We start from the raw sequence: 22,010 nt of genomic DNA on the forward strand, positions 1-22,010 counted from the left end.
GCGACGTGTCCATGCTTTGAAGAAATTAGTCAGCAAACTTAGCAATTTCATGGTTGAGGCACTATCGTGGCAGCCCCGATTCGTAAGCCACGAAGTCCGGACGAAGCACCACCTCCTGTGAACCCATCATCGCGATGTCCTCCCACAGCACCAGGAACGATCCCCGATGCCACCAACGCAACAACTGCGCCACCGGCCATGGCTGCGTCATCCCTTGCCTCTCATACCCCAGGAAAGACGACGCAGTCCGCGGACTCACAATGATGCCCACCACGCGGGCTTGGCTCAGGAGCTGGGCCGGAGCCGAGTCCAAGGCGAAGCGGACATCTGAAACCTCTCCCAGCCGGTCACCATTGCTATCCACCACTTCACTGCCGAGCACGTCAGTCAGGATCATGGCTACCTCCGGGGATCCGGCCAATGACGTGGTTTCGAAGCCAGCGTTCCACCCACGAAGCATCGAGCGAGTCCGAGCGCACACCCACCGTGATTACGGTGTCCACACCGGACACGACGTCCCAAGGAATACGGATCAACCTGTTCGACGGCGGCCTGCCGCCGAAGATCCGCGTGCCCAGTACCGGACCTGTCAGCAATGCCGTTATGCTCGGCGGTGCAGCACCTTCCGGGATGGGCTCATCAGGCGCGGGACCGCTCAACTCGAGGTCGTCGACTGTGGTGACGGGCACGCCGTCGACGTCCAACACCTGCCGGTCCAGCAAGTGCAGCTGGGCGTCCAGGACCAAGCCTGCCGGGCGCGGCGCAGGCCTGATTTCGTGCGGCTGGATCTTCCTGCGTTTGGGCGTACTCATGCGCCTGCTCCGGTAACGATCATGAGTGGAATGGCGGCCAAGGACGCGGCAAGAATGATCACCAAATACACCAACCCGGCGATATTCACGGCCCTGTTATTGACGTGCTCGCCCATATATTGGGGATCGTTCGCGACAATCAGGATTGGCAGATAGGTGAGGGGCAGGGCGATCGCGGAGAACACCACCGAATACTCGGTCACAAGGATGGGATCCACCCCAGTAGCGAGGACAGCTGCGCCCGCCAGAAGGACCACGATCATGGACATGTGGAACCTGGCTGCCTGGGCCGGCCGCCGGAACTTTCCCCAAGACCATCCAAAGAACTGCGCCAACGTGTAGCCGCTTGAAAGCGTCGTCTCCAGAGCTGCCCCGAATGTAGCGGCCACAACGCCCAGAATCAGCACGGCCAAGGCCAGCTGTCCTCCCGCCTGGGCAACGGGCAACGCCACTTGCGACAGCGTGGTGACGCTGATCCCCGCAGGCAGGAGGACGACGGCGGCGCAGGCGGCGATCGCCACGGAAAGGAACCCACCCAGCGGGAAACCGAGCAGAACGTTCATTCGGGCCTGCAGCAGATCCTTGACCTTCCACTTTTCCTCCACAGCGCCCGAGGAGAAGAAGAACACCTCGTAGGGGGTCATGGCAGCTCCGAACAGTGCGATGGCAAAGTACCAATACACGCCGGGGCCTTCCTCCTGCGAAACGGACGGCGCGAATGCCTGGCTGGCCAGGACACCCCAATCGGGCTTGAGCAGGAAAAGCGCCACGGCAAAAACTATCAAGGAAAGTCCCAGGAGCCCGGTGACGTTTTCCATGATCTTGAACTTCACCCGCCAAATCACCAGCCACACGGCCAGCAACGCAACGGGGACCCAGAGCAGGTAAGCCACGCCGCTGGCCAACTGCAGGGCCAGGGCGATGCCGCCGATCTCGGCGGTGACCGTCATCAGGTTGATCAAGAAGGAAGCAGCGAGGTTGGCCAGCCCGGCACGCGGCCCCATGCGCTCACGAATCACCTCGAAGGTTGCCCGGCCTGAGACGGCCGCCACCCGTCCTGACATATTGGCAAAGAGGCAGATTCCGACGACGCCGACCACCACCACCCACGCCAGGGAAAGCCCAAAGCGTGAACCTACTACGGCGTTGGTCACCAAATCCCCGATGTCAACAAAGCCCCCGATCGCCGTCAGGATGCCCAGTGCAACACCGAGGAGCCGCTTCACTGGATGCCGGCCTTGGTCATGAGGGCTTTGAGTTGATCGGTGGCACCGCGCAACTCACCCAAGACTTCGGGCAGGCCGTGCGCGGCTGATCCCGGTTGCCCCTGTTCAGGGCCCCCGCTCGGGGCAGTCAAAGCATCACGGGCATGAAGCAAGGCGCGCGAGATGGTGGCGAAGGAGGTCAGCATGTCATCCCGCAGCGACTTTTCCTCCTCGGTGGGAGCGGTGAAACCTTCAACTTCATCGGTAGCGGACTCGACCTCGCCCAACATGTCATCTGCCGCAGTGGACCCGGCGGCCGCCGTCGTGCTGTTTTTGATCCTGAGGTCCACAGCCAAGGTGGCAGCTTGGACGGCGGAGAAGACGTCTTTCGCCGGTCCCTTAAGCGCCTCGGGGGAGGGACGCTGTGAGCATGCGGTCAGTGCTCCGGCGAGTACCGCCAGAGCCAGGAGAATCGTCGCTAGGCGCCTGCCGTACTGGCTCACGATGGCTGCGGAACCTGGCAACCGGCATGTGGATCCATCCCTGTGTAATTAAGGGGCCCGGCCACAATATTCAGGGCGATGGTCGCAAACTGCGAACACTGCGCGGGTGGGGCGTTGTAATAGCCGCGTTGGCCAGCCGCTATTGCTCCAATGACGAGCCACACAACTACGAACAGCCCAATAATTGAACCGATTCGCATTTCTTCCCCAATCGATAAAACGGAATTACGCCCAGCTATTAGTACCGGGTGGGTGACCAAAGGGCGCGGTCGGGGCCGGGATCCCTTCCCTGCCCGCGACCGCAAAACCCATGTCAATCCGAAGGATTGGTTTCGGTCGTCAAACCGCGATCGTCTGCGGTCCGCTCATCCTTTTCTTCTGCCGGCCCGGGTGGATTCGCTGATTCATTTCCCCCGGCATCGGCGGCATCTTCCGAACCTTCCCCGGATGCGTCGCCAACAGGTACCTGATCATTGGAGGCGGGTGCCCCAAGATCACGTGGGATCGGATGACCCGGTGTCGTGATCCCATCGTGTACCTGGCTGAAGCCGGCAACTTCGGTTGGATCAGTTGTCATACGCGTGACCGGCCCCGGCCGAGAACCCAGCCGATGAGCGCCAGGACCAGCAAGATAATTCCTACCCACAGCAGGAAACTCAGGGCCTGGTTAAAACCGCCAACAAGCAGCAGCACGATCGCAATGACGCCGGCAATCACCAATAGTGTGTTCATCTAAGCTACGCATCCCTTCAAACAAATTTGTCCAGTTAGGAAGGCGTCCGCTGGGACTCCAATTGGAGCTCCACCCCAAAGCAACGGGCACCGAACGGAGAAATGATCTCCTTATTCCGTACTTACCCCAAATGACAACAGTTCAAACAGAACCGCTGCCCTCCGAAGCACGTGCACAGCATCATGATAGGCGCGCATTCTGTTCCGGCGAAGTATTTCGACAGGAAACTTAGTACCTCTTCGCCGAAAAGGCTCCGAGTGCCTGGCTGATCTCCCGCGCAGTACCCGCAGCGGCCTCTCCGTATTCCTGATACTTGGCGGGCACGATCCTGCTTGACGGCCCCGAGATGGAGATTGATCCTGCCGCCACGCCGCCCGGTCCCAACAAAGGAACCCCGATTGAGGTAATCCCCGTACTGAGGCCCTGTTCATTGATGGAGTAGCCGCGGGCGCGGGTTTCCGCGATCATGGCCCGGAGCTGCGCCGGGTCCACGACGGTTTGCGGCGTTAGGGCTTCAAGGGGTGTGGCCAGATATTCATCCACGATTTCGTCCTCAGCGGCGGACAAGTAAGCAATCCCTGTGGAGGAGGCATGCATCGGCAGTCGGGACCCCAGAGGAAGGAAAGCCCTGAGGACGTGGGGCGTGTCGAGACGTTCGATGATGAGCATGTACCCGCGGTCCGGGACCGCGAGGTGAACAGTCTCCGTGGTGTCCAGCTGCAATGCATTCAGGGGCCCCATGGCGGCGTCGCGGATGACCGAGCCGCTGCTTCCCCGGCTGGCCACGGCAAAAGCATGGTTGGTCAGGACCCACTTTCCCGCCTGCGCTTCAGACTGGGCCACCCATCCCAATTCCGCCAGGGTCCTCAGCATGCGAAGGACCGTGGCCTTGGGGACGTCCACCTCACGGCTCAGCTCCGACAGGCCCGCCGGCTGGTTGTCCGACACGGCTTCAAGAACCCGGATAGCCGTGACCACACTCTGCGTACTCATTCACACTCCCCCTTGACCGCTCGCTTTCCTATGACCTACGGTACAGGCGATTTCCCAGAATGAACCATTGGTTCATCCAGTGAACCGACGATGTTTGATTGGAGAACGGGTCTTGGAACAACAAATAGCTGCCCTCGCCATCTTTGTGGGCGTCTTTGTCCTGGCAACCCTGCGCAAGGTGCACATTGGCGTGCTCATGTTCGCAGCGGCTGCCGGCGTTGGCGTTTGGATGGCGGGGATGACCATCGACAAAGTGGTGGCGGGCTTCCCCATTGGGATCCTCGTCCTGCTGGCAGGTGTCACGTATTTCTTCTCGATCGCCCAGGCCAACGGAACGATCGACCGCATCATCGAGATGGCCATCACCAAGGTAGGTGACCGCGCCTTCTTTCTGCCCATTGCATTTTTCGCGCTTACCATCGGTATCTCAGCCATGGGCTCCCCCTTGGCAGGCTTGGTCATGGCCCCCATCGGCATGCCACTTGCCAAACGCTATGGCATCGACCGCATGCTGATGGGGATCGCCATTGGGTCAGGCCTGAGCGCGGGTGGCTTCGCGCCAACCAGCCTGTTCGGCATTGTCACGTACGGCACAGCCCGGGCAGCGGGAATCGACCTTGATCCCCTGGTCCTCTTCAGCGTCGCCCTGGGAACCAATCTCCTTCTGCTGGCCGCCGCTTACGTCATGTTCGGTGGGTTCAGGCTGCTCAACACGCGTACCGCTGACGGTTTCGGCACCCAGCTGCCATCCTTCAGCGCAAGCCGCCCGACGCCGTCGCACCCCTTTGAGCGCGAAGGCAACATTGCGCGCGGCAAGCAAGCAGCCGTCCAGGTCCTTGACCCGGCAGCGGCGCCGGAGGTACCGGCGTCGGCCTCAAAGCTCAACCGCAACCAAATCATCACGGTGCTGTGCATGGCCGGGCTGGTTGTCACCGTCATCCTTATGTCTGTCCTGGGCTCAAATCCGGACATCGGCGTTCTCTGCTTCGCCTTCGCCTCAGTCCTCACCCTCTGCGATCCGCAATCCGGAAAATCGGCTGTCGCGAAGATCGACTGGTCCACCGTGTTGCTGGTGGGCGGGATCATCACGTTCGTCGGAGTGCTTCAGACCATGGGAGCCGTTGCAATGCTCGGCGAAGCAGCGGGCGCCGTCGGGACTCCCCTGCTGGCCGCGCTGGTGATCTGCGGGATCGGCGGACTCATCTCCGCGTTCGCCTCCACCACCGGAATGCTCGCGGCGCTGGTGCCGCTGGCACTGCCACTTGTGGCCTCCGGGGACATTGCCGGGTGGGCTGTCATCGCCGCGTTGGGCGTGTGTTCCTCGATCGTTGACGTCTCACCGTTCTCGACCGTCGGCGCCACCTTCGTAGCCACGGTCGATGCAGACGAGCGGCCCCGCATCACCAGGCTCCTCACCCGTTGGGGCTTGTCCATGGTGGTGGTCGGACCCCTCCTTCTGGTCGGTGCGCTGGTAGTTCCGTCCAGCCTCTAGCTTCCTTTGCACACTCTTCTACGCACGAAAGGTGCCCACCATGCTCAAACCACTCCGCGGAATCACCGTGGTCGATCTCAGCCGAGCCCTCGCGGGACCCTACTGCACTGCGCTCCTGGCCGATATGGGTGCCCGGATCATCAAGGTTGAAAGCATCAATGGGGGCGATACCGCCCGCCAATGGCCGCCGTTCCAGGATGGCCACAGCCTCTACTTCGATTCTGTGAACCGGAACAAATCCTCTGTATGTGTCGATTTCTACTCGGCCGAGGGGCGCGACATCCTCTCCACGCTGATAGCCGAAGCCGACGTCCTGGTGGAGAACTTCAAACCCGGCACCCTGCAGAAGATGGGATTCTCCTCGTCAAGATTGGACGAACTCAATCCCGAACTCGTCGTCGGATCCGTCACCGGGTTCGGCAATACTGGACCCCTTAAGGACGACGCCGGACTGGATCAGGTCATCCAAGGAATGTCCGGGTTGATGTCGGTCACGGGAGCAGGCCCCGGTGAAACGTACCGCGTGGGGATACCGATCGTGGATATCACCTCCGGAATGGTGTGCGCGTTTGGGATCCTCGCAGCGCTGCTCGGAGCCCGCAACGGTGAGAACGCCAGCAGGGTGTCCACTTCGCTTTTGGAAACCGCGCTGAACCTGTCCGCTTTTCAGGGGCAGAAGGCGCTCAGCCTCGGTGAGGCGCCCACACCGCAGGGCAATAACCATCCCGTCATCGCCCCCTACGGCAAGTTCGCCACTGCCACCGAACCCATCAATATCGCGGTGGGCAGCGACAAACAATGGAAGGCATTCTGTGGCCTGCTGGGCATTCCCTTGGCAATAGAGGATCCCCGCTTCATCACTGGGGCGGACCGCTCGGCCAACAGGCAGCTGCTTACCGAACTCATCGAAGCTGCTTTGGCGGCCAAACCGGCGGCCGAATGGGTGCCCTTGATCAGCCAGGCTGGGATCCCCTGCGGCCCCATCTACAACTACACACAGGCTCTGGCCTCCGAGCAGGTTGCCGCTCTGGGTCTTGTCCAGCACAGCCAGCGGCGGGATGGCTCTGAACTTCCACTCCTACGCGGGCCTCTGAGCTTGGACGGCGAGGCCAGCGAAATACTGTCGCCCCCGCCGCTTCTGGGCGAACACACCACCGAAGTACTCATGGAACTGGGAATGACCCACGACGACGTCACCCGGCTTGAGCGCGAGGGTCGCGTTCTGTGCGGGCCGGCATCGGTTTCGGCAAAGATTGGAGTCCTGCGATGAGCACAGTTTCCCAGGCGTTTCGTGTTTCCCCTGTTTCCCCCGAGGGCCTTGTGGGCCGCCTGGCGGTCTCGGTGGCTGATGGCATAGCGACCGTGGAAATCTGTAACCCTGCGCAGCGCAATGCCCTCACCAAAGCCATGTGCCTGGAAATCCAGGAGCTGATGCCCAAGCTCGACGCCGATCCCGATATTGCCGTGGTGGCTCTACGCGGTGCGGGCGACACTTTCTGCGCAGGGGCTTCCATCAGCGAGCTCTCGTCCGTGCTGTTGGATCCCCAGCCGGACGGTTCTGTGGTTGACCACCTCAGCCTGGCCGATCACGCCATTGCATCTCTTTCCAAACCCACAGTGGCCTTGGTTGACGGCGCTTGCATGGGCGGAGGGTGGCAAATCGCCTCTGCCTGCGACTTCATCATCGCCAACGAACGTGCCGTCTTCGGGCTGACCCCGGCAAAGATCGGCATCATCTACCCACGCCCAGGGATTGAACGGCTGGTCCGGCTGGTGGGGCACGCCAATGCCAAATACATCCTCCTTACCGGGCAAACATTCAGCGCAACGCAAGCCCAAGCGCTGGGCTTGGTGGCCGACGTCGTTCCTTCCGCGTCCTTTGAGCAACAGTGCGAGGCGCTTCTTGGTTCCCTGCGGAGCCGTTCGCGTTTCTCGGTGCATTCCATGAAGCGGTTGGTGGACCTGGAAGCTGCGGATGCTTCGGATGCCGGGCAGCCTGACATCGATCAGGAGTGGGCTGCCGCCTGGTCCGCGATGCCCGATAGTCCTGACATGGAAATTGGCATCAGCGCGTTCCTGAACCGCGAACAACCCCGGTTTACGTGGCGGCCTCTTGGGTGAGCAGGGCTTGCCCGAGACGTGATCTATGCCTCAATCAGGGACAAGGCCGGCCTTTCCTCCGTTGAACTGGAGACGACGGGAGGCCCCATGCTCATTGTTCTGACAGGAATAGACGGTTCAGGAAAGACGACGGCGGCCCGCGCCTTGGTGGATAGGGCCCGCGCTGAGGGGCGGAACGCGCTGCTCCTCAGCAACCACGCTGCACGGCGACGGATGTCGCTCATTTCGGACCGATTCGGGTGGAAGTTGCCGCCACGCGGTGCCGATTTTGTAGAGACGTGCATCCGCGTGGGCAACGTCCTTGTTTCACATGCGCGAGCCCGGAGTTTCAGCGGCCTGGTGGTCATGGACAGGCATCTATACTGCCAACTTGCGCTGCGCCGCGCTGCTGGATTGAGCCGGGGCCGGTTGCTCCCCTGGCTGCTGGAAAAGCTCCCCGATCCGGACCTCATCATCCAATTGGACGTTGACCCGCGCCGTGCTCATGAACGGGTCCTGGCGCGCGGCACGGACCAGGAAGAGCTGGCTGAGCTGGAAGCTTTCCGGGCCGCCTACCGCTCCCTCCCCGAGTTCGCCGACTTCCTCGGGGTTGACGCCAACGGAACCCCCGACGACGTGTTCGCCGAGTTGAACCAGGTCATCGCCGCGAAGGAGTGCGTCCGGGTTTGAACCCAACTGAGTCGCAGATGACGTCGTTTTCAGCGCTTTATTCGCCTGAGCTTGGCGTTGGCCACTTCCAACGGCCATCTTCTGTGATCTCGTAGGACACTTGGCCGAACAGAAGGTCACTGGTGCCCGCAGGGTTGCCGCCGTGAGCCCGGTATTTCGCCTTGCTCTCCACGCCACGTCGCTTGAGGAATCGCAAGAGCCACCACACTGACGCGGCCGCGCAGAGCAACGGGATAATGACCAGCGCCCATTGCCGCACACCAGCCCAGTGCAGGATGAACAAAGGGACCGCATAACCAAGGGCGCCCAAGACCACCACCTGAAACCCGACCCAAAACCGAAGCTCACCGTTCGACGGCCGGTTGTCAACGTCGAAGAGGTAGTCATCCAGTGATTTCACACTGCCTTTCCTATCAGATCGCGTCGGCTCAATTGCGGGATGAGGCGCGGATTTGAATTATCCCTTCCCTTCAGATGCAACTTGAGGGGAGGGACACTTCCGTTCCCTCCCCTCAAGCACGACGCTGTTTTGCCTTGCGGCTAATTTGATGCTGCAGCCGCGTCCCTGCCTTTCAGGGCAAATACGGCGACCAGTCCGACAATCAGCGCGGCAAAGATGACATAGTACGCCGGTGAGATTGGGCTGCCGGTGGATCCGATGAGCCAGGTTGAGATGAAGGGTGCGGTTCCTCCGAAGCCGGCCACAGCGATGTTGTAGCTGACGCCAAGTCCTGTGTATCGGACGTCTATGGGGAAAAGCCGGGTGGTGGTGGTGACCGCAGTTCCTCCAATGAGCGAGACAATAGCGGCAAACAGGACCTGTCCAAGTATCACGGAGCCCACCGTCCCGATCGCGATGAGCTGGAACAGGGGCACGACGCAGATGATCATGAGTGCTGCGAAGGCGATGAGCAACTTCCTGCTGCCGACTTTGTCGGCAAGAATCGCGGCGAATGGAATCAAGATCATCAGGACCAATAGCTGCAAGGAGTTCCCGAGCAGGGCGTCCGTCAGGCGTACCTGCGTTGTGGTCTTGATATAGGTCGGCAGGTAAGTAGAGAACATATAGATGCTTACCGAGTAGCCGATGGTAATTCCGATGGCGATGAGCCCTTCGGAGCGGTAGTTCCTGAACACCGAACCAAGTGGGGTCTTGTGCGGTTTCGGTTCTGATTGGGCTTTCCTGAATTCCGGAGTGTCTTCCAGTTTTGCCCGAAGAATAAGCCCCAGCACACCGATGATGCCGCCGAGGATGAAAGGAATCCTCCAAACCCAGTCACGGAGGGCCGCGTCCGAAGACAACAGGCCGCAGAGTGCTGCAGTCAGCGAGCCCACCAGGGTTCCCGCGGACGCGCTGACTTGAACCCAGCTGCCGTAAAGGAAACGACGGTTGCGCGGCGCATATTCGACTGTGTAGACGGAGGAGCCGCTCCACTCCCCGCCGGCCGAGAAGGCCTGGACAAAACGAAACAGGACGAGCAAAGCGGGTGCTGCAATGCCAATTGACGCATAGCTGGGTGTCAGGCCGATGGCGACGGTGGCTGCGCCCATGAGTGCAACAGTGGCCAGGAGTACGTTCTTTCGCCCGTGCTTGTCTCCAAAATGACCGAAGAAAACGGCGCCGAGGGGGCGGATAAAGAACGAGGCCGCGAAGACGGCAAAGGTCGACAGGAGGCCCGCCGTTGGGTCCTGATTTGGGAAGAAGTTCGCTGCGATGATTACGGCGAACAGTCCGTAGACAGCGAAGTCATACCATTCCACCATGTTGCCGATGGCGCCGGCGAGCACTGCACGTCGCCTGATGGAGCTGGTGACGGTTTCGCTCACCACGGGAGTTGCTTTCGTTGTTTCATTCATTTTATTTTCCTACCTTTCTGGGCAGCCGGGTCAGGACAAGAGGTCTTCGTCGTAGGGGAAGTTTGTAAGCATTTCGTAGCCGTTTTCCGTGACAAGTACGGTGTCTTCAATCTCGACGCCGCCTACTTCCGGCTGGTCAGGTGTGCAGGCGGCAGGCTCGATGTTGATGACCATTCCGGGCATCAACACGTCGTGCACTCCGGGTGCGATGACCGGAGCCCCGTGAAGGCCATAGCCGAGCTGGTGGCCGGACGCCCAGGGCATGGTGTACTCGCCGTATCCTTCCTGGATGAGGACATCGCGTGCGATCTTGTCGATGGAGGCACAGGTGACTCCGGGCCGGATAGCGTGGATGGCTTCCTGCTGGGCGAGCCAGGCGGCCCGGTAAAGCCGCTTTTGAGCTCGGGACGCTTTTCCGCGAACAGTCCCCCGTGCGAAATCTCCTGTGTAACCGCGGTAGACGCACCCAAGGTCCACGATGACCATATCCCCGTCGTTGATCCGTCGTTCGGTTGCAAGCCGTTCGAAGATGGCTGCGTTTGGTCCGGACGCCACGTTGGTAATGAAGGGCGTCATTTCCGATCCCGCGAGGCGCATTTCGTACTCCGCTGCGGCAGCAACATCAATTTCACGTGGCGCATCCGGCCGACGAATTGTGTCCAAGGCGACCCTCATTCCGTCCTGGGTGATGGCCAGCGCCTGCCTTAGGAGGGCGATTTCTTCGGGCTCCTTGATTTTGGTTGCCTCGGTCCACAGCGCCGATGCGTCCACGAACTCGGCCTTGGGGAGCCGGTTTTGGAGGTCTCGGTCCAGGTCATGGGTTAGGAAGTCAAAGCCAATCCGGCCCTTCGTCAGGCCGTGCAGGGTGAGAATGTCTTCGACGGTTCCGGCCCATGTGCTCCGGCTGCCAAGTTGCACAACCTCGTCAGCCCTTGAGCGTGACATTGCCCGGGCGCGTTCGCCGCTGAGTGCGGTTCCGAGAATTACCGGGCCATTGTTGATGAGTAGAGCCAGGTACTCGATCTCGATAAAGGGGCGGTACCCCTTTGCATAGAACCCGGTTATCCACCGCACGGCGTCGTGCTTAATGAACAGGATTGCATCAAGCCCCCTCTCGTCCATAAGGGTTCGCATGCGCCGGACTTTGGTTTCCTGTAGGCCGTCACCGCCGTAAAAGAGGGGTGACTCCATGGATGTCTCAACTGTTTTCATGTTCATGGCAAGGTCCTAAGGGTCTGCAGATCGGATCCGGTGGGCACTCTTCCTGCAACCGGCAGCACGGCGTGCGTCCAGTCACCGATCCTTGTGGCGGGAACTGTTCGCATTTCACCGATAAGACCGCCATGCGGGGCGCGAATTTCGTGAAGCTGCTCGCCGAAGGGATCCACAATCTCGCCCAGGACCTCTCCCGCCTCTACGGTCTGTCCCAGAGCTACACGGTGCAGAAGGAACCCGCCGGTTGGTGCCTGCAGGAACTCCCCTGTCTTCGCTGCGCGGACGATGGTGTGATTCTCTGTGTAAGGGATCGTCCATTTTTCCGATTCCGGAACCATGCCGAGCCGCAGGGCAACACCGGCAAGTGTCATTCTGGCCTGTTCCGCCAGGTCCTCCCGCATGCGCCCTTCCGACCCGATTTCGACCAGAATGGACGGCACTCCGCTCTCGGCAGCGACCAACCGCAGAACGTTCTTGAACGGCACGGCCGCATACAAAGTTTCAATACCGGTTGATTGAGCCAGCTTGAAGGACTTCTCACCGATTTCCCCTGGGCTGTCATCGAAACCGACAAACGGCATGAGGCCAAGAGTCATTCCGCCGCTGTGCATGTCAAGCAGGTAGTCCGCTCCGGCCATGATGTGCGTGACCAGCGCATCTGCAACGCGTTCAGTCAGGAAGCCATCAGGGTTACCGGGAAAGCACCGGTTTAGATCCAGGTGGTCTACCGGGCTGTGCCGGGAGAAGCTTTCAAATGCCGCGGGGTTGGCCTGTGGGGTGGCGACTATAGCCCCGGAAAGCGTGGATGGATCAACATCGGACAGAAACCGTCGAAGACCTTCGCAGCAGTCGTACTCGTCTCCGTGCACCCCAGCGATCAGAGCCAGTCTCGGGCCTGGCTTGGCACCGTTAATCACTACCAGTGGGATGCCCAAGGGCGTCCCATCCGGCCTGGTGCCCAGCTTGAGCCAGCCCTTCTTTTTCTCTCCTGGCTCCACTTCGAGCCCACCGACGGTCAAGTTCGGGTTTTCAGTCATCTGACAATGCCTCCTTGCGCAGTCCTGACAAACCGCTTATTTGTACGTTCATTTACGGTACATGTATTCTCTCGGTCTTGTCCAGAGATCTAAAAGGTTGTCTTTTAGTGGCCGGAGATCGTGAGGACTGTCCACAGGATTGACTGCAGAGCGCAGTGGCTGAAGCTGGCAGTATTAGCTATGGTTGTATTTGTACGTACAACCGAGCGAAGGCTGCAGTGTGACATCATCGATCGAAACCCTCGACGCCGAAACACTCCTCACCGACATCCGCGATGCCGGGCCGTTGCCAGGGGAAAAGCGACACGAATGGCTTGGCAGGGCATTGCGTGAAGCCATCAAGATGAACGTTCTGCCTGAGACCGCCATGCTGCCCACAGAAGCCCAGCTAGTGAAACAGTTCGGGCTAAGCCGCCAAACCGTCCGTAAGGCCTTGGAAGAACTCGCCAGGGAACGACTAATCGTACGAATCGCCGGCAAAGGTACGTTCCTGGCGCCGTCAGGGGAGACTGGACGGCAATTCAGCTCGGCGAGGGACCTGCTCTCATCGGTTCATGATTCGCGCTACGAACTCGTCATTCCCCTTCATAAGCGCATCGAACTGGCCGCGGCAGGCAGGCTCCGTCTGCCAACCGACGACGTTGCGTGCGCATCCTTCCGGCGCCTTAACGACCAAGGTGCCTTTTGCTACACCTCGGTGTTCATGCCCCCTCACATCGGCGAACTGCTCCAGAATGTAAGCGAACTAAAGGAACCCGGGACCGCATCGTATAGGACTGTGGCCGAAATCCTGGATGAACGCATCCCTGGAGGCATCGCAAGCGCAGAGCAGAGCATCACCGCATCGGGCTTGTCACCAGAGGCAGCCATGAACCTTCAACGCGAAGAGGGAGAAACTTCGCTGCGCATCGATCTTGCCTATTACGACGATCAGCACGCCATGGTCGAACTTCAATCCAGCTATTTCCTCCCGGAGTCCTACTCGTACAGGTCCCATTGGCAGCGGCTTTCATAGGAGTTCCACTCTGCGGACCACACGGGGCGCCGCCGGTATTTGGTCCGCAGAAGGGCTGCTGCCCCGCCGAAGTTTCAACGCTCGACGCCGGCCTGGCGCACTTCGTTTCGGTGCTCGCCGGCTCTGGGGCTACTGCGATCTTGTGATCACTGGCGAGGGCAGTATCGACGAGCAGACGCTCGCAGGGAAGCTGCCCGCCGCCGTCGCCCGCCGTTCCGGCACCCGGCCCATCATCGCCGTCGCCGGCCGCTCGCTGCTGCCGCGAGAGCGGTGGGCCGAGATGTCCTCCGCCGCTACTCCAGTTCTGCGCAGATGTCCCGCTGCTGGCCTGAACTACTCACCAGAGTGAAAACGCCTGTAACAGGATCGATGTCGTAGACCAATTTGCCGATGTAATGCGTAGTCGTAGGCCCTGCAGGAATGTCCGTCGGAAACAGGATCAGCCCGTTGTGGCCAGTTGCCGTGACCGTGAGCGTCCCATCAGCATTGACCCGCGTGCTGGCTACCGAACCGTCAGTCCGGATCGTGACTGACTCCCCGGTATCGAGGTTGGTGTAAGTCAGGAGGACGCCTTTGCCGGCTTCCAGGAGACGCACCACGTTGCCTTCTTCGTCCTTGAACTCTGTTGTGTGGATGATGCCGCCAGATCCATCAAGCTTCAGAGCAAACGCGCAGCCCTCCCCTGCTGGAAGGGATATGGGTAATTGCAAGGCGGCTGCCGCCGGCACAGTCGGGTAAAGCGTGGCAGCGACCAGCACTGCAACCGGCGCGAGCCTGAGCGCGTTTTTGTTTTTCATGGGGTTCCTCGATTTCGAGCGGAGCGAGTGTATTCCGCGGCACCATCCATGAGTTGTGGAAGGAGACCAAGTGCCTGCGCTCACGGGACAAGTCCCTAACAGCGGCCATTCCCCGAGACCGCCAAGCCAATGCCTGCGAAAAAGGGGCATCGGGCCAGAGATTACTCTCCATCGAATAGAAAAACCACACGTTGCGGCCTTCCTAAGAAAATCAGCCCGAGCCGTGAAGCGATCGGGCTGATCATGGGGACAGCAATCTAGCCCCGGCTACCGGCCGATCCCCGTAACTGCTGAACGAAGCACGCGCTTCGCCCAGCAATGACGGCATGGTCAGGCTCAGGGAGTTTCGACGTTGTGCAGCAGCCTGCCCGCCTTGACTATTCTGGTGCTGATTTCGTTCGCGACTGATTTCGCGTCGATCGTGGTGACACGGCGAACCCGGCCCTCGGAATCCGGGGTGAACGTGCTCAATCCCGCCGAGTCGCCGTCGCACGTGATCGAGACCGTGCCGGGTGCGGACACTTCGAAGAGCTCGGGGCGAAGCAGCGTCAGGACCGTGATGGGGTCGTGCGGAACATTCCATTCCTCGTTCCAGAACGCCCACCACTGCCGGATATCGGCGTCGAGCGCTTCCCCTAGCGGGCCGGCCGCAGCGATCAGTTCGAGCTGGTCCCGGCGCATCTCCACTTGGCGCGTCACTTCAAGGCCGGTGACGGTGATATTAAGGGCGGAAGCGAAAACGGTCCGCGCTGCTTGGTCATCACTGCGGAAGTTGTGCTCGGTTTCGCCCGTACCGAACGCTCCGCCCATGATCCACAGATGCCGCACATTGCGCTCGAACGTTGGATCAGTTTCAAGGGCCGCTGCGATGTTCGTCAGGGGTCCAATCGCTATGAGGTCGATCTGTCCGGGATTGTTGGCGACTTCCCGCACCAAATATGCCACGGCGTCCTCGGACTCGATGGTTTCCTGCGGGAGTCCGTCATGCAAGGAACCTTCGTGACCGGGCCACCACACTTCACGGCCTGACTTCGGGCTGGCAATTCCCTGATGCACGGTGATGTCTCGTCCCGACAGTTTGCCGAACCGCTTTGCGAGCCGCGCCCGCAGCAGAGTGTCGCCGTACACCGTGGTGACGCCAAGGAGTTCAGCCTCGGGTGAGCCAAAGATCAGGGCCAAAGCCAGTGCGTCGTCGACGTCGGATCCAATGTCAGTGTCAAGAATGATGCGGTGCTGAGCACCCATGGTTGTTCCTTCTGTAGTTTGCTTCGGGCAGGGCTGCGCCATGCCGAGGTGGTTGATGGGGAGTTACTTGAGCCCGGTGGTGGTCACGGACTGGATGAAGTAGCGCTGGAAGCCAATGATGATGGCGAGCGGAATCACCGTAAGGACTATCGATCCAGCGAACATCACGCCGTAGTCCACGTTGAATTGGCCTTGGAGATTGGACAGGGCGATGGGACCGAGAATGTGCTGCTCGTCCGTGCCGTTGAGCAACGGCCAAACGTAGGACTGCCATTGGAACAGGAAGAGCGTCAGTCCAGCGCCAATGAGGGACGGAACGGACAGCGGCAGATAGATCCGCCGGAAGATGCCCCACCAGCCCAAACCGTCCAGGCGGCCTGCCTCCACGAGGTCCTTGGGGATGGCCAGGAAGAACGTGCGTAACAGGAATATCGCCATGCCGTTTCCCAAACCCGGAAGGATCAGCCCGGCATACGTATTCTGCAGGTTCCAGTCACGGAAGAGATCCGCCAAGGGAATGGCGATCGCGTCGAACGGGATCAGGAAGCTCACCACCACTACCACGAAGACGGCGCCGCTTCCACGAAACGGGATGGCGGCAAGGGCGAAAGCTGCCATGGAACAAATCACGAGGCCGATCACCACGGTGGCCGCGCTGACGAATATCGAGTTCAGCATGGCCAGCCCCAGGTTGCTGCGCAGCAGCTCGGCATAGTTGTCCAGGCTCGGAGTCATGGTGAAGAACGTTTCCCACTGCAACGGGTTCAGGTACCGGAAGGTATCGCCACCGGGTCGCAGTGAATTAACGAACGTCCACCAGAGCGGGATCAGGAACAACAGTCCAACACAGGCGCCCAGGACACTCAGTGCGATGTAGCCAAGGCTCCGGCGCCCTGATGCTTTGGCCGCCGCGACCGCACTCATGCCGCATCAGAGCTCCGAAGCAGCCTGAATTGCAAGGCGACGACGGCGAGGGTCAGTAACACGAGAATGATCACTTCCGCTTGGGCTTTACTTAGGTCCCCGAGGGTGTAAGCCCGGGTGTAGATGTCATACATGAGCAGGTTGCTGGAACCTGACGGACCGCCTTTGGTGAGTATCTGGACGGGCGCGAAGATCAGGAAGTTGGAAACGGTGTCGGCAACCAGGACGAAGGCAAGGGGTCGACGGACCAAGGGGAACGTGACGGACCAGAGCTTCCGCCAGGCTGAGGCTCCATCGATGGATGCGGCCTCATAGAGCTCGTTGGGAACATCGTTGATACCGGCGATCAGGAACAGCATCCAATAGCCGACGCCGATCCAGCTCAGGAGCACCATGATGGACGCGAGCGACTGCTGCGGCGAGGTCAGGAACGGCTGCGCCGGAAGTCCCAGAAGGTCAAGGAATGAATTACCCAGGCCGTCGGGCCGGTAGATGACGCTCCACACGACCGCCGAAACTGCGGGCGGGACTGCTATGGGAAGGACCACCAGGGAGCGCCAAACCTTTGCGCCGGCAGCCTTGCGGGTGTAAAGGACAGCAAGCAGGAACGACACAGCAATCTGGAGAGGGTTCACGATTGCCGAAAAGACCAGCGTCACCAGGAGGGCGTTGTTGAAGTCTGCATTGCCAAAGAGGTCGGCATAGTTCTCAAAGCCCACAAACACTGTTCCACCACGCAGGAAGCTTTCACGGAACAGGCTCTCCCACAGGGCCACAGCCGCGGGTGCAAGACGAAGCACTATCAGGCTGATCAAAGCGGGAGCCAGGAACGCGGCCGCCACTGCCACCAACGATGCACGCCTCCTGCGACGGACCGGAGGCACCGCCACGGCTCGATGCTGCGTTGCAGGTGGACGATTGGTTGTTTGCGAGGGGGACATGGCTAGAGCTGCTTCCAAGCATCGGCGATCTGTTGGGATGCCTGCTTCAGTCGCTCGTTGACCGGAGTTCCGTTGCGGATATCAGCGAAGGCTTTGCCCATGATTTCTTCGAACTGGATATAGCCAACGCTGACCGGGCGCGGTTTCGCTGTCTGAGTATTTTCGTGGGCGATCAACTCGGCCAGTCCCTTGCTGTGGTCACCGCCCAGCGCTTCGAGCTTGGGCAGATACTGGGCCGTTGCCGCGCTGTTGGCAGGGATAATGGTGGTCGCCTCAGTGGTGGCGAGGTTTCCCGCCGTGTCCAAGGACGCAAACTCCAGGAACTTCTTTGCGGCTGCCTTGTTCTTGGATGCGGGATTGATGCCCCACGACCACGAGCCTGTTGGCGTTACCTGGCTTCCGCCGTCGAAGTACGGCATGGGTGCCACGCCCCAATCGATGTTCGTCTTGGCGAAGCCGCCAACATCCCAGGGGCCCCCAACGAAGTACGCCACATTGCCGGACGTGAAGACCGGGCTGGTCTGGAAACCGCCAACGCCGCGGGGAGAGAGCCCCGACGCGAACGTATCCGCATACCACTGCATGGCCTTTTCCCAGCCCGCGTTGTTGATGTCGGTGGTCAACATCTTGTCGCCCGTGATGCCGGATCCACCACCTGCAGACTCAGCCAGTGGCTGCAGTTGGTAGTAAGCCTCGACTTGTTCCAGGAGCAGGCCGTACTGCGTTCCCGCCGCCTGGACTTTCTTGGCATCCGTGGCTATCTGTTCCCACGTCATGCGCTGGGAGGGGTCAACCGATGGATGCTTCACGCCGGCCGCATCCAGGGCTGTCTTGTTGAAGAACAGCATTTGGGTGGAGTTCCAGATGGGCAGCGCCCATAGCTTGTCATCGTAAAGGTTCACACTGAACTGCGCGTCCGGAACAGCGGCTTTGGCCGGCTCCTTCAGACTGCTCAGGTCCTCAAGGAATCCTTGGGCGGCCAACTGGGACAGCCGGGGCTGATCCACGGTGTAGACATCGATCGTGTCGTCCTTGGCCCCAAGGCGCTGCTGAAGCGTTGGGTTGAGTTGGTCGAACGGCACCTGCGAATACTTGATGGAAATGTCCGGATTCTTAGCTTGGAAAGCGGCAATGACTGGGGCGAAAGTGGCGGGATCTTCAGGACCAAGAAGATTTACTGTGCCCGTTCCGGAGCCATCACTTCCTAGTGCAGATGGGGAGTTCTGGGGGCTCGTAGAGCAGCCGGCCAGGAAGATTGCTCCGGCCGCAAGCAGCGAGGTGGCTGCAAGGAGATTGTGCTTCACGGGAAGCCTTTCTGGAGATTGAGTCGGATGCGAAACGAGCATCTAACCGGTTAGACTACGCGGAGGAAATAGCTTTGACAAGAGATTTCCGAACAGTTGAATCACCGGGCCCGGCAGCTATGATCAACAGATCTACCCGGTTAGACCGCTAGCACATCAGGAGAAGCCCATGCCGACAGCCAGAGACGTGGCAAAACTGGCCGGAACGTCCAACGCTGTTGTCAGTTACGTGTTCAACAACGGCCCCCGCGCGGTTTCCGCAGCTGCCCGTGAACGCGTGCTCAAGGCTGCCAAGGAACTGGACTACAAGCCAAACGCTTTGGCGCGTGCACTGAGCGCAGGTAAGACGAGGTCCATCGGCCTGATAGTTCCGGACATCGCCAACCCGTTCTTCGCCGAACTTGCCAGGGCCGTCGAGATTGCGGCCGCCGAACGTGGCCATCTGCTGTTGATCGGCGACTCCGCAACGGTGGAGGAGCAGGAACGCCGCCTGATGGAGTCCTTCATCGAAAGGAAGGTGGACTCCATCATCCTCGTCTCACTCCTGGACGAGCCCGATCTCAAACCGATCAATGTGGCCGGCCTTCCCGTCGTGGCCCTCCACCCGCTCTCCGCCGGACAACACGCATCATCCCTGACCATCGATTACGAGGAGGCCGCGTACGTGGCCACCCGTCATCTGTTGGAAGAGGGCTACCAGAGCATCGGACTTCTGAACGGGCCACTCGACTCCGTGGGCACCAGGCAGCATGCCACCGGTTTCGAGCGAGCCGTTTCCGGAACATCCGTGACAATCTCCAGACGGGCATCGCCGATATCCAGGGCCGGAGCGGCCGAAGTTGCCTTGGAATGGCTCCGCGCTGCCGACGCACCCAGGTCCATTTATGCAACAACGGACGAACAGGCGCACGGCGTCCTGTTCGCCGCCTACACACTTGGCCTGAATGTTCCGGACGAACTTGCGGTGATCGGCGTCGATGGCACTGCCGCCTCCGAATTCTCCGTGCCTCCTCTGTCCTCCATTCGGCAGCCAACGCAGTCCATTGCGAACCGCGCCGTTGAGATCCTGGTCGACGGGAACGTCGACGCCGACGGGGACAAGACAATCGTCAACGAACTCTTTGACTTCGAGCTGATCGTTCGCAAATCGTCCCGCGCCTGACAAACCGGACCGTTCAGAGGCTGAGCCCCATGGCAGCTTTTGGCGGCGAAAACAACCGTTGAATCTCCCCAATGTCCCGAAGTAGGGTGGCCGGACCGTCCAACCACATCATCGTCTGGGAAAAATCTGGGAGAACCATGACACATGTGAGACGCCAACTGGCTGCGGTCACCGCAGCCCTGGCCCTGAGCGTGACTAGCGGAGCGGTGGCGAGTCCTGCCTTCGCCGATCCTCGCGAAACCGACAAAAACCCCACTGCCACCGGGTACGGCGGCGCCGTGAGTACCGTGGATCCGGAGGCTTCAGCAGCCGCTATCGAAGTCCTTCGCAAAGGTGGTAACGCAGCCGACGCCGCAGTCGCTGCGGCCGCCACTCTTGGTGTAACAGAACCGTATAGCGCCGGCATTGGAGGCGGCGGCTATTTCGTGTTCTACGACGCCAAGACCAAGAAAGTCAGCACCATTGATGGCCGCGAAACGGCGCCGGCAACCATGCCGAACGATGCGTTCATCGATCCCGCCACCGGCAAGCCCTATCTCTTTACGACCAAGAGGCCCGAACTGCCAACCAGCGGCGTCTCCGTCGGCGTCCCCGGCACCCCGGCCACTTGGGAACGCGCACTTGAGCGTTGGGGAACTTTGGACTTGGGCGAGGCACTAAAGCCGGCAATCAAGGTAGCCAACCGAGGGTTCGTGGTGGACGAGACGTTCCGAAACCAGACCCTGGACAACGAGTTCCGCTTCAATACGTTCACCTCCACGCAGGACCTGTTCCTCCCCGGCGGTGACGCTCCCGCCGTCGGGAGTATCTTCAAAAACCCCGAGCTGGCCGAGACGTACCGCCTCCTGGCGAAGCAAGGCACCAGCGCTTTCTACACGGGCCCGCTCGCGGAAGAGATCGTGTCCGCAGTAAAAGCGCCGCCGAAATCAGGCGAGACTGATCTGCCCGTGCCAATTGGGTTCATGACCACCGACGATCTGGCTGCGTACAAAGCCATCGACCAGGATCCGACGCACGTGAACTACCGCGGCTATGACGTCTACGGAATGGCGCCATCCAGCAGCGGGGGCACCACGGTTGGCGAGTCGCTGAACATCCTGAAAACCTTCGATCTGAAGGACATGCAGCCGGTGGACGCGCTGCACCACTATTTCGAGGCCAGCTCGCTGGCGTTCGCCGACCGTGGCGCTTATGTGGGCGATCCGGCCTTCGTCAAAGTCCCGACTGACGTCCTCACCGACCCGGTTTTCGGCAAGGAACGCGCTTGCGAGATTGATCCGACGGCGGCAGCGCCCAAACCGGTGGACCCCGGTAACATCACAACATACGACGGCGCGTGCCCGGCCGCGGCTGCACCGCTCGCCGATGAGACTGACACCGAGAACATTTCCACCACCAACCTGACGGTCGCCGACAAATGGGGAAACGTGGTGGAGTACACCCTGACCATTGAGCAGACGGGTGGATCGGGGATCGTCGTCCCAGGCCGCGGATTCCTGTTGAACAATGAGTTGACTGACTTCAGCGCCGAATATAAGGCGACTGATCCCAACAGGATCCAGCCAGGCAAGCGTCCCCGTTCTTCGATGTCGCCAACCATCATCCTGCAAGACGGTAACCCGTTCCTGGCCCTCGGCTCCCCGGGCGGATCCACCATCATCACCACCGTGCTGCAGACCATCCTGAACCGCGTTGACCTGGGGATGGATATCTCCGAGGCTATCGCCGCTCCACGAGCTGCTCCTCGAAACGGTCTCACCGTGAGTTCCGAGCCGGCGTTCATTGATGCTTATGGTCCCGCGCTGGAATCGTTGGGCCATGATCTGGTCCCGGCCGGTGATGCTTTCACCTCGGCAGCCGAAATAGGTGCAGCTACGGCGATTGAGTTCGGCGAAGGCGGAAAGCTCACGGCTGCAGCTGAGCCGACGCGACGTGGAGGTGGATCGGCGATGGTTTTGAAACCAAGTAGCGGGCCGTGATTGACG

Annotated in this window: 24 protein-coding genes; 9 read left to right on the plus strand and 15 right to left on the minus strand. The window is 60.5% G+C overall.

Translation table 11 applies throughout. The annotated features are described in order from the left end of the window. Window positions 1-61: 61 nt before the first annotated feature. The 6 genes from ABIE18_RS17890 to ABIE18_RS17915 form a co-directional block, all read right to left on the minus strand. Window positions 62-397: a PRC-barrel domain-containing protein gene (locus tag ABIE18_RS17890; protein ID WP_499723965.1), complete on the minus strand. Its 336-nt coding sequence runs from the start codon at window positions 395-397 to the stop codon at window positions 62-64. Further along, window positions 384-812 carry a hypothetical protein gene (locus tag ABIE18_RS17895; protein ID WP_499723966.1) on the minus strand — a complete coding sequence of 143 codons (429 nt, stop codon included), beginning with the start codon at window positions 810-812 and terminating at the stop codon, window positions 384-386. The genes ABIE18_RS17890 and ABIE18_RS17895 overlap by 14 nt, the downstream gene beginning before the upstream one ends. After that, the gene (locus ABIE18_RS17900; protein WP_498698958.1) at window positions 809-2,038 is read right to left on the minus strand and encodes an NRAMP family divalent metal transporter; all 1,230 of its coding nucleotides are present in this window, start codon (window positions 2,036-2,038) and stop codon (window positions 809-811) included. Before ABIE18_RS17900 ends, ABIE18_RS17895 begins: the two co-directional genes overlap by 4 nt. After that, entirely contained in the window at window positions 2,035-2,541 is a 507-nt protein-coding gene (locus ABIE18_RS17905) for a hypothetical protein (protein ID WP_499723967.1), read from the minus strand. Before ABIE18_RS17905 ends, ABIE18_RS17900 begins: the two co-directional genes overlap by 4 nt. A 552-nt stretch (window positions 2,542-3,093) precedes the next feature. Continuing rightward, the gene (locus tag ABIE18_RS17910) at window positions 3,094-3,252 is read right to left on the minus strand and encodes a hypothetical protein (protein WP_216926527.1); all 159 of its coding nucleotides are present in this window, start codon (window positions 3,250-3,252) and stop codon (window positions 3,094-3,096) included. A gap of 229 nt (window positions 3,253-3,481) precedes the next feature. Then, entirely contained in the window at window positions 3,482-4,246 is a 765-nt protein-coding gene (locus ABIE18_RS17915; protein WP_499723968.1) for an IclR family transcriptional regulator, read from the minus strand. Between the two features lie 112 nt (window positions 4,247-4,358). On the opposite strand from ABIE18_RS17915, the gene ABIE18_RS17920 reads away from it, so the two are divergent. From ABIE18_RS17920 to ABIE18_RS17935, 4 genes are all read left to right on the plus strand, one after another. Beyond that, complete coding sequence (locus ABIE18_RS17920; protein WP_499723969.1) at window positions 4,359-5,738, plus strand: SLC13 family permease; 1,380 nt, start codon at window positions 4,359-4,361, stop codon at window positions 5,736-5,738. Between the two features lie 40 nt (window positions 5,739-5,778). Beyond that, window positions 5,779-7,008, plus strand: coding sequence for a CaiB/BaiF CoA transferase family protein (locus ABIE18_RS17925; RefSeq protein WP_499723970.1), 1,230 nt, complete (start codon window positions 5,779-5,781; stop codon window positions 7,006-7,008). Further along, window positions 7,005-7,859 (plus strand): enoyl-CoA hydratase/isomerase family protein, encoded by an 855-nt coding sequence (locus ABIE18_RS17930; RefSeq protein WP_499723971.1) that lies wholly within the window; start codon window positions 7,005-7,007, stop codon window positions 7,857-7,859. The genes ABIE18_RS17925 and ABIE18_RS17930 overlap by 4 nt, the downstream gene beginning before the upstream one ends. Before the next feature lie 87 nt (window positions 7,860-7,946). Beyond that, on the plus strand, window positions 7,947-8,528 hold the full coding sequence (locus ABIE18_RS17935; RefSeq protein ID WP_499723972.1) for a dTMP kinase: 582 nt from the start codon (window positions 7,947-7,949) through the stop codon (window positions 8,526-8,528). A 37-nt stretch (window positions 8,529-8,565) separates the two neighbouring features. On the opposite strand, the gene ABIE18_RS17940 is transcribed toward ABIE18_RS17935, so the two are convergent. From ABIE18_RS17940 to ABIE18_RS17955, 4 genes are all read right to left on the minus strand, one after another. Beyond that, window positions 8,566-8,928, minus strand: coding sequence for a hypothetical protein (locus ABIE18_RS17940; RefSeq protein WP_477513843.1), 363 nt, complete (start codon window positions 8,926-8,928; stop codon window positions 8,566-8,568). Between the two features lie 140 nt (window positions 8,929-9,068). Next, on the minus strand, window positions 9,069-10,385 hold the full coding sequence (locus tag ABIE18_RS17945) for an MFS transporter (protein WP_499723973.1): 1,317 nt from the start codon (window positions 10,383-10,385) through the stop codon (window positions 9,069-9,071). 30 nt (window positions 10,386-10,415) lie between these two features. Then, window positions 10,416-11,603, minus strand: coding sequence for a M24 family metallopeptidase (locus ABIE18_RS17950; RefSeq protein WP_499723974.1), 1,188 nt, complete (start codon window positions 11,601-11,603; stop codon window positions 10,416-10,418). Then, complete coding sequence (locus ABIE18_RS17955) at window positions 11,600-12,637, minus strand: succinylglutamate desuccinylase/aspartoacylase family protein (RefSeq protein ID WP_499723975.1); 1,038 nt, start codon at window positions 12,635-12,637, stop codon at window positions 11,600-11,602. The genes ABIE18_RS17950 and ABIE18_RS17955 overlap by 4 nt, the downstream gene beginning before the upstream one ends. Before the next feature lie 220 nt (window positions 12,638-12,857). Here ABIE18_RS17955 and ABIE18_RS17960 point away from each other — a divergent pair, with 220 nt between their 5' ends. The 3 genes from ABIE18_RS17960 to ABIE18_RS17970 are packed head-to-tail and all read left to right on the plus strand — an operon-like array spanning window position 12,858 to window position 14,001. Continuing rightward, window positions 12,858-13,652, plus strand: coding sequence for a GntR family transcriptional regulator (locus ABIE18_RS17960; RefSeq protein WP_499723976.1), 795 nt, complete (start codon window positions 12,858-12,860; stop codon window positions 13,650-13,652). After that, window positions 13,634-13,798 (plus strand): glycerate kinase, encoded by a 165-nt coding sequence (locus ABIE18_RS17965; protein WP_499723977.1) that lies wholly within the window; start codon window positions 13,634-13,636, stop codon window positions 13,796-13,798. Before ABIE18_RS17960 ends, ABIE18_RS17965 begins: the two co-directional genes overlap by 19 nt. Beyond that, a complete protein-coding gene (locus ABIE18_RS17970; protein WP_499723978.1) occupies window positions 13,795-14,001 on the plus strand; it encodes a glycerate kinase in 207 nt (68 codons plus the stop codon). The genes ABIE18_RS17965 and ABIE18_RS17970 overlap by 4 nt, the downstream gene beginning before the upstream one ends. Here the strand turns inward: ABIE18_RS17970 and ABIE18_RS17975 are convergent. The 5 genes from ABIE18_RS17975 to ABIE18_RS17995 all read right to left on the minus strand — a co-directional run bounded on the left by ABIE18_RS17975 (window position 13,946) and on the right by ABIE18_RS17995 (window position 18,863). Next, window positions 13,946-14,449, minus strand: a complete 504-nt coding sequence (locus tag ABIE18_RS17975) for a hypothetical protein (RefSeq protein ID WP_499723979.1) — start codon at window positions 14,447-14,449, stop codon at window positions 13,946-13,948. The genes ABIE18_RS17970 and ABIE18_RS17975 overlap by 56 nt on opposite strands. A gap of 336 nt (window positions 14,450-14,785) precedes the next feature. Further along, window positions 14,786-15,694: a nucleoside hydrolase gene (locus ABIE18_RS17980; protein WP_499723980.1), complete on the minus strand. Its 909-nt coding sequence runs from the start codon at window positions 15,692-15,694 to the stop codon at window positions 14,786-14,788. Between the two features lie 63 nt (window positions 15,695-15,757). Next, window positions 15,758-16,618, minus strand: coding sequence for a carbohydrate ABC transporter permease (locus tag ABIE18_RS17985; protein WP_499723981.1), 861 nt, complete (start codon window positions 16,616-16,618; stop codon window positions 15,758-15,760). Beyond that, entirely contained in the window at window positions 16,615-17,508 is an 894-nt protein-coding gene (locus ABIE18_RS17990) for a carbohydrate ABC transporter permease (protein ID WP_499723982.1), read from the minus strand. Before ABIE18_RS17990 ends, ABIE18_RS17985 begins: the two co-directional genes overlap by 4 nt. Before the next feature lie 53 nt (window positions 17,509-17,561). After that, the gene (locus tag ABIE18_RS17995; RefSeq protein WP_499723983.1) at window positions 17,562-18,863 is read right to left on the minus strand and encodes a sugar ABC transporter substrate-binding protein; all 1,302 of its coding nucleotides are present in this window, start codon (window positions 18,861-18,863) and stop codon (window positions 17,562-17,564) included. Between the two features lie 169 nt (window positions 18,864-19,032). Between ABIE18_RS17995 and ABIE18_RS18000 the strand changes: the two genes are divergently transcribed. Beyond that, window positions 19,033-20,025: a LacI family DNA-binding transcriptional regulator gene (locus ABIE18_RS18000; protein ID WP_499723984.1), complete on the plus strand. Its 993-nt coding sequence runs from the start codon at window positions 19,033-19,035 to the stop codon at window positions 20,023-20,025. Between the two features lie 137 nt (window positions 20,026-20,162). After that, entirely contained in the window at window positions 20,163-22,004 is a 1,842-nt protein-coding gene (gene ggt / locus ABIE18_RS18005) for a gamma-glutamyltransferase (RefSeq protein WP_499723985.1), read from the plus strand. Window positions 22,005-22,010: the final 6 nt, after the last annotated feature.

The sequence above is a fragment of the Arthrobacter sp. 2762 genome, from assembly GCF_040548745.1.
Lineage (GTDB): Bacteria > Actinomycetota > Actinomycetes > Actinomycetales > Micrococcaceae > Arthrobacter.

What these genes read in the sequence shown, in the direction of transcription:
- ABIE18_RS17980 (WP_499723980.1), bottom strand. Translation starts at nt 15,694, where the DNA reads ATGGGTGCTCAGCACCGCATCATTCTTGACACTGACATTGGATCCGAC.
- ABIE18_RS18000 (WP_499723984.1), top strand. Translation starts at nt 19,033, where the DNA reads ATGCCGACAGCCAGAGACGTGGCAAAACTGGCCGGAACGTCCAACGCT.
- ABIE18_RS17895 (WP_499723966.1), bottom strand. Translation starts at nt 812, where the DNA reads ATGAGTACGCCCAAACGCAGGAAGATCCAGCCGCACGAAATCAGGCCT.
- ggt (WP_499723985.1), top strand. Translation starts at nt 20,163, where the DNA reads ATGACACATGTGAGACGCCAACTGGCTGCGGTCACCGCAGCCCTGGCC.
- ABIE18_RS17915 (WP_499723968.1), bottom strand. Translation starts at nt 4,246, where the DNA reads ATGAGTACGCAGAGTGTGGTCACGGCTATCCGGGTTCTTGAAGCCGTG.
- ABIE18_RS17945 (WP_499723973.1), bottom strand. Translation starts at nt 10,385, where the DNA reads ATGAATGAAACAACGAAAGCAACTCCCGTGGTGAGCGAAACCGTCACC.
- ABIE18_RS17930 (WP_499723971.1), top strand. Translation starts at nt 7,005, where the DNA reads ATGAGCACAGTTTCCCAGGCGTTTCGTGTTTCCCCTGTTTCCCCCGAG.
- ABIE18_RS17910 (WP_216926527.1), bottom strand. Translation starts at nt 3,252, where the DNA reads ATGAACACACTATTGGTGATTGCCGGCGTCATTGCGATCGTGCTGCTG.
- ABIE18_RS17950 (WP_499723974.1), bottom strand. Translation starts at nt 11,603, where the DNA reads ATGAACATGAAAACAGTTGAGACATCCATGGAGTCACCCCTCTTTTAC.
- ABIE18_RS17985 (WP_499723981.1), bottom strand. Translation starts at nt 16,618, where the DNA reads ATGAGTGCGGTCGCGGCGGCCAAAGCATCAGGGCGCCGGAGCCTTGGC.
- ABIE18_RS17890 (WP_499723965.1), bottom strand. Translation starts at nt 397, where the DNA reads ATGATCCTGACTGACGTGCTCGGCAGTGAAGTGGTGGATAGCAATGGT.
- ABIE18_RS17925 (WP_499723970.1), top strand. Translation starts at nt 5,779, where the DNA reads ATGCTCAAACCACTCCGCGGAATCACCGTGGTCGATCTCAGCCGAGCC.
- ABIE18_RS17975 (WP_499723979.1), bottom strand. Translation starts at nt 14,449, where the DNA reads ATGAAAAACAAAAACGCGCTCAGGCTCGCGCCGGTTGCAGTGCTGGTC.
- ABIE18_RS17935 (WP_499723972.1), top strand. Translation starts at nt 7,947, where the DNA reads ATGCTCATTGTTCTGACAGGAATAGACGGTTCAGGAAAGACGACGGCG.
- ABIE18_RS17955 (WP_499723975.1), bottom strand. Translation starts at nt 12,637, where the DNA reads ATGACTGAAAACCCGAACTTGACCGTCGGTGGGCTCGAAGTGGAGCCA.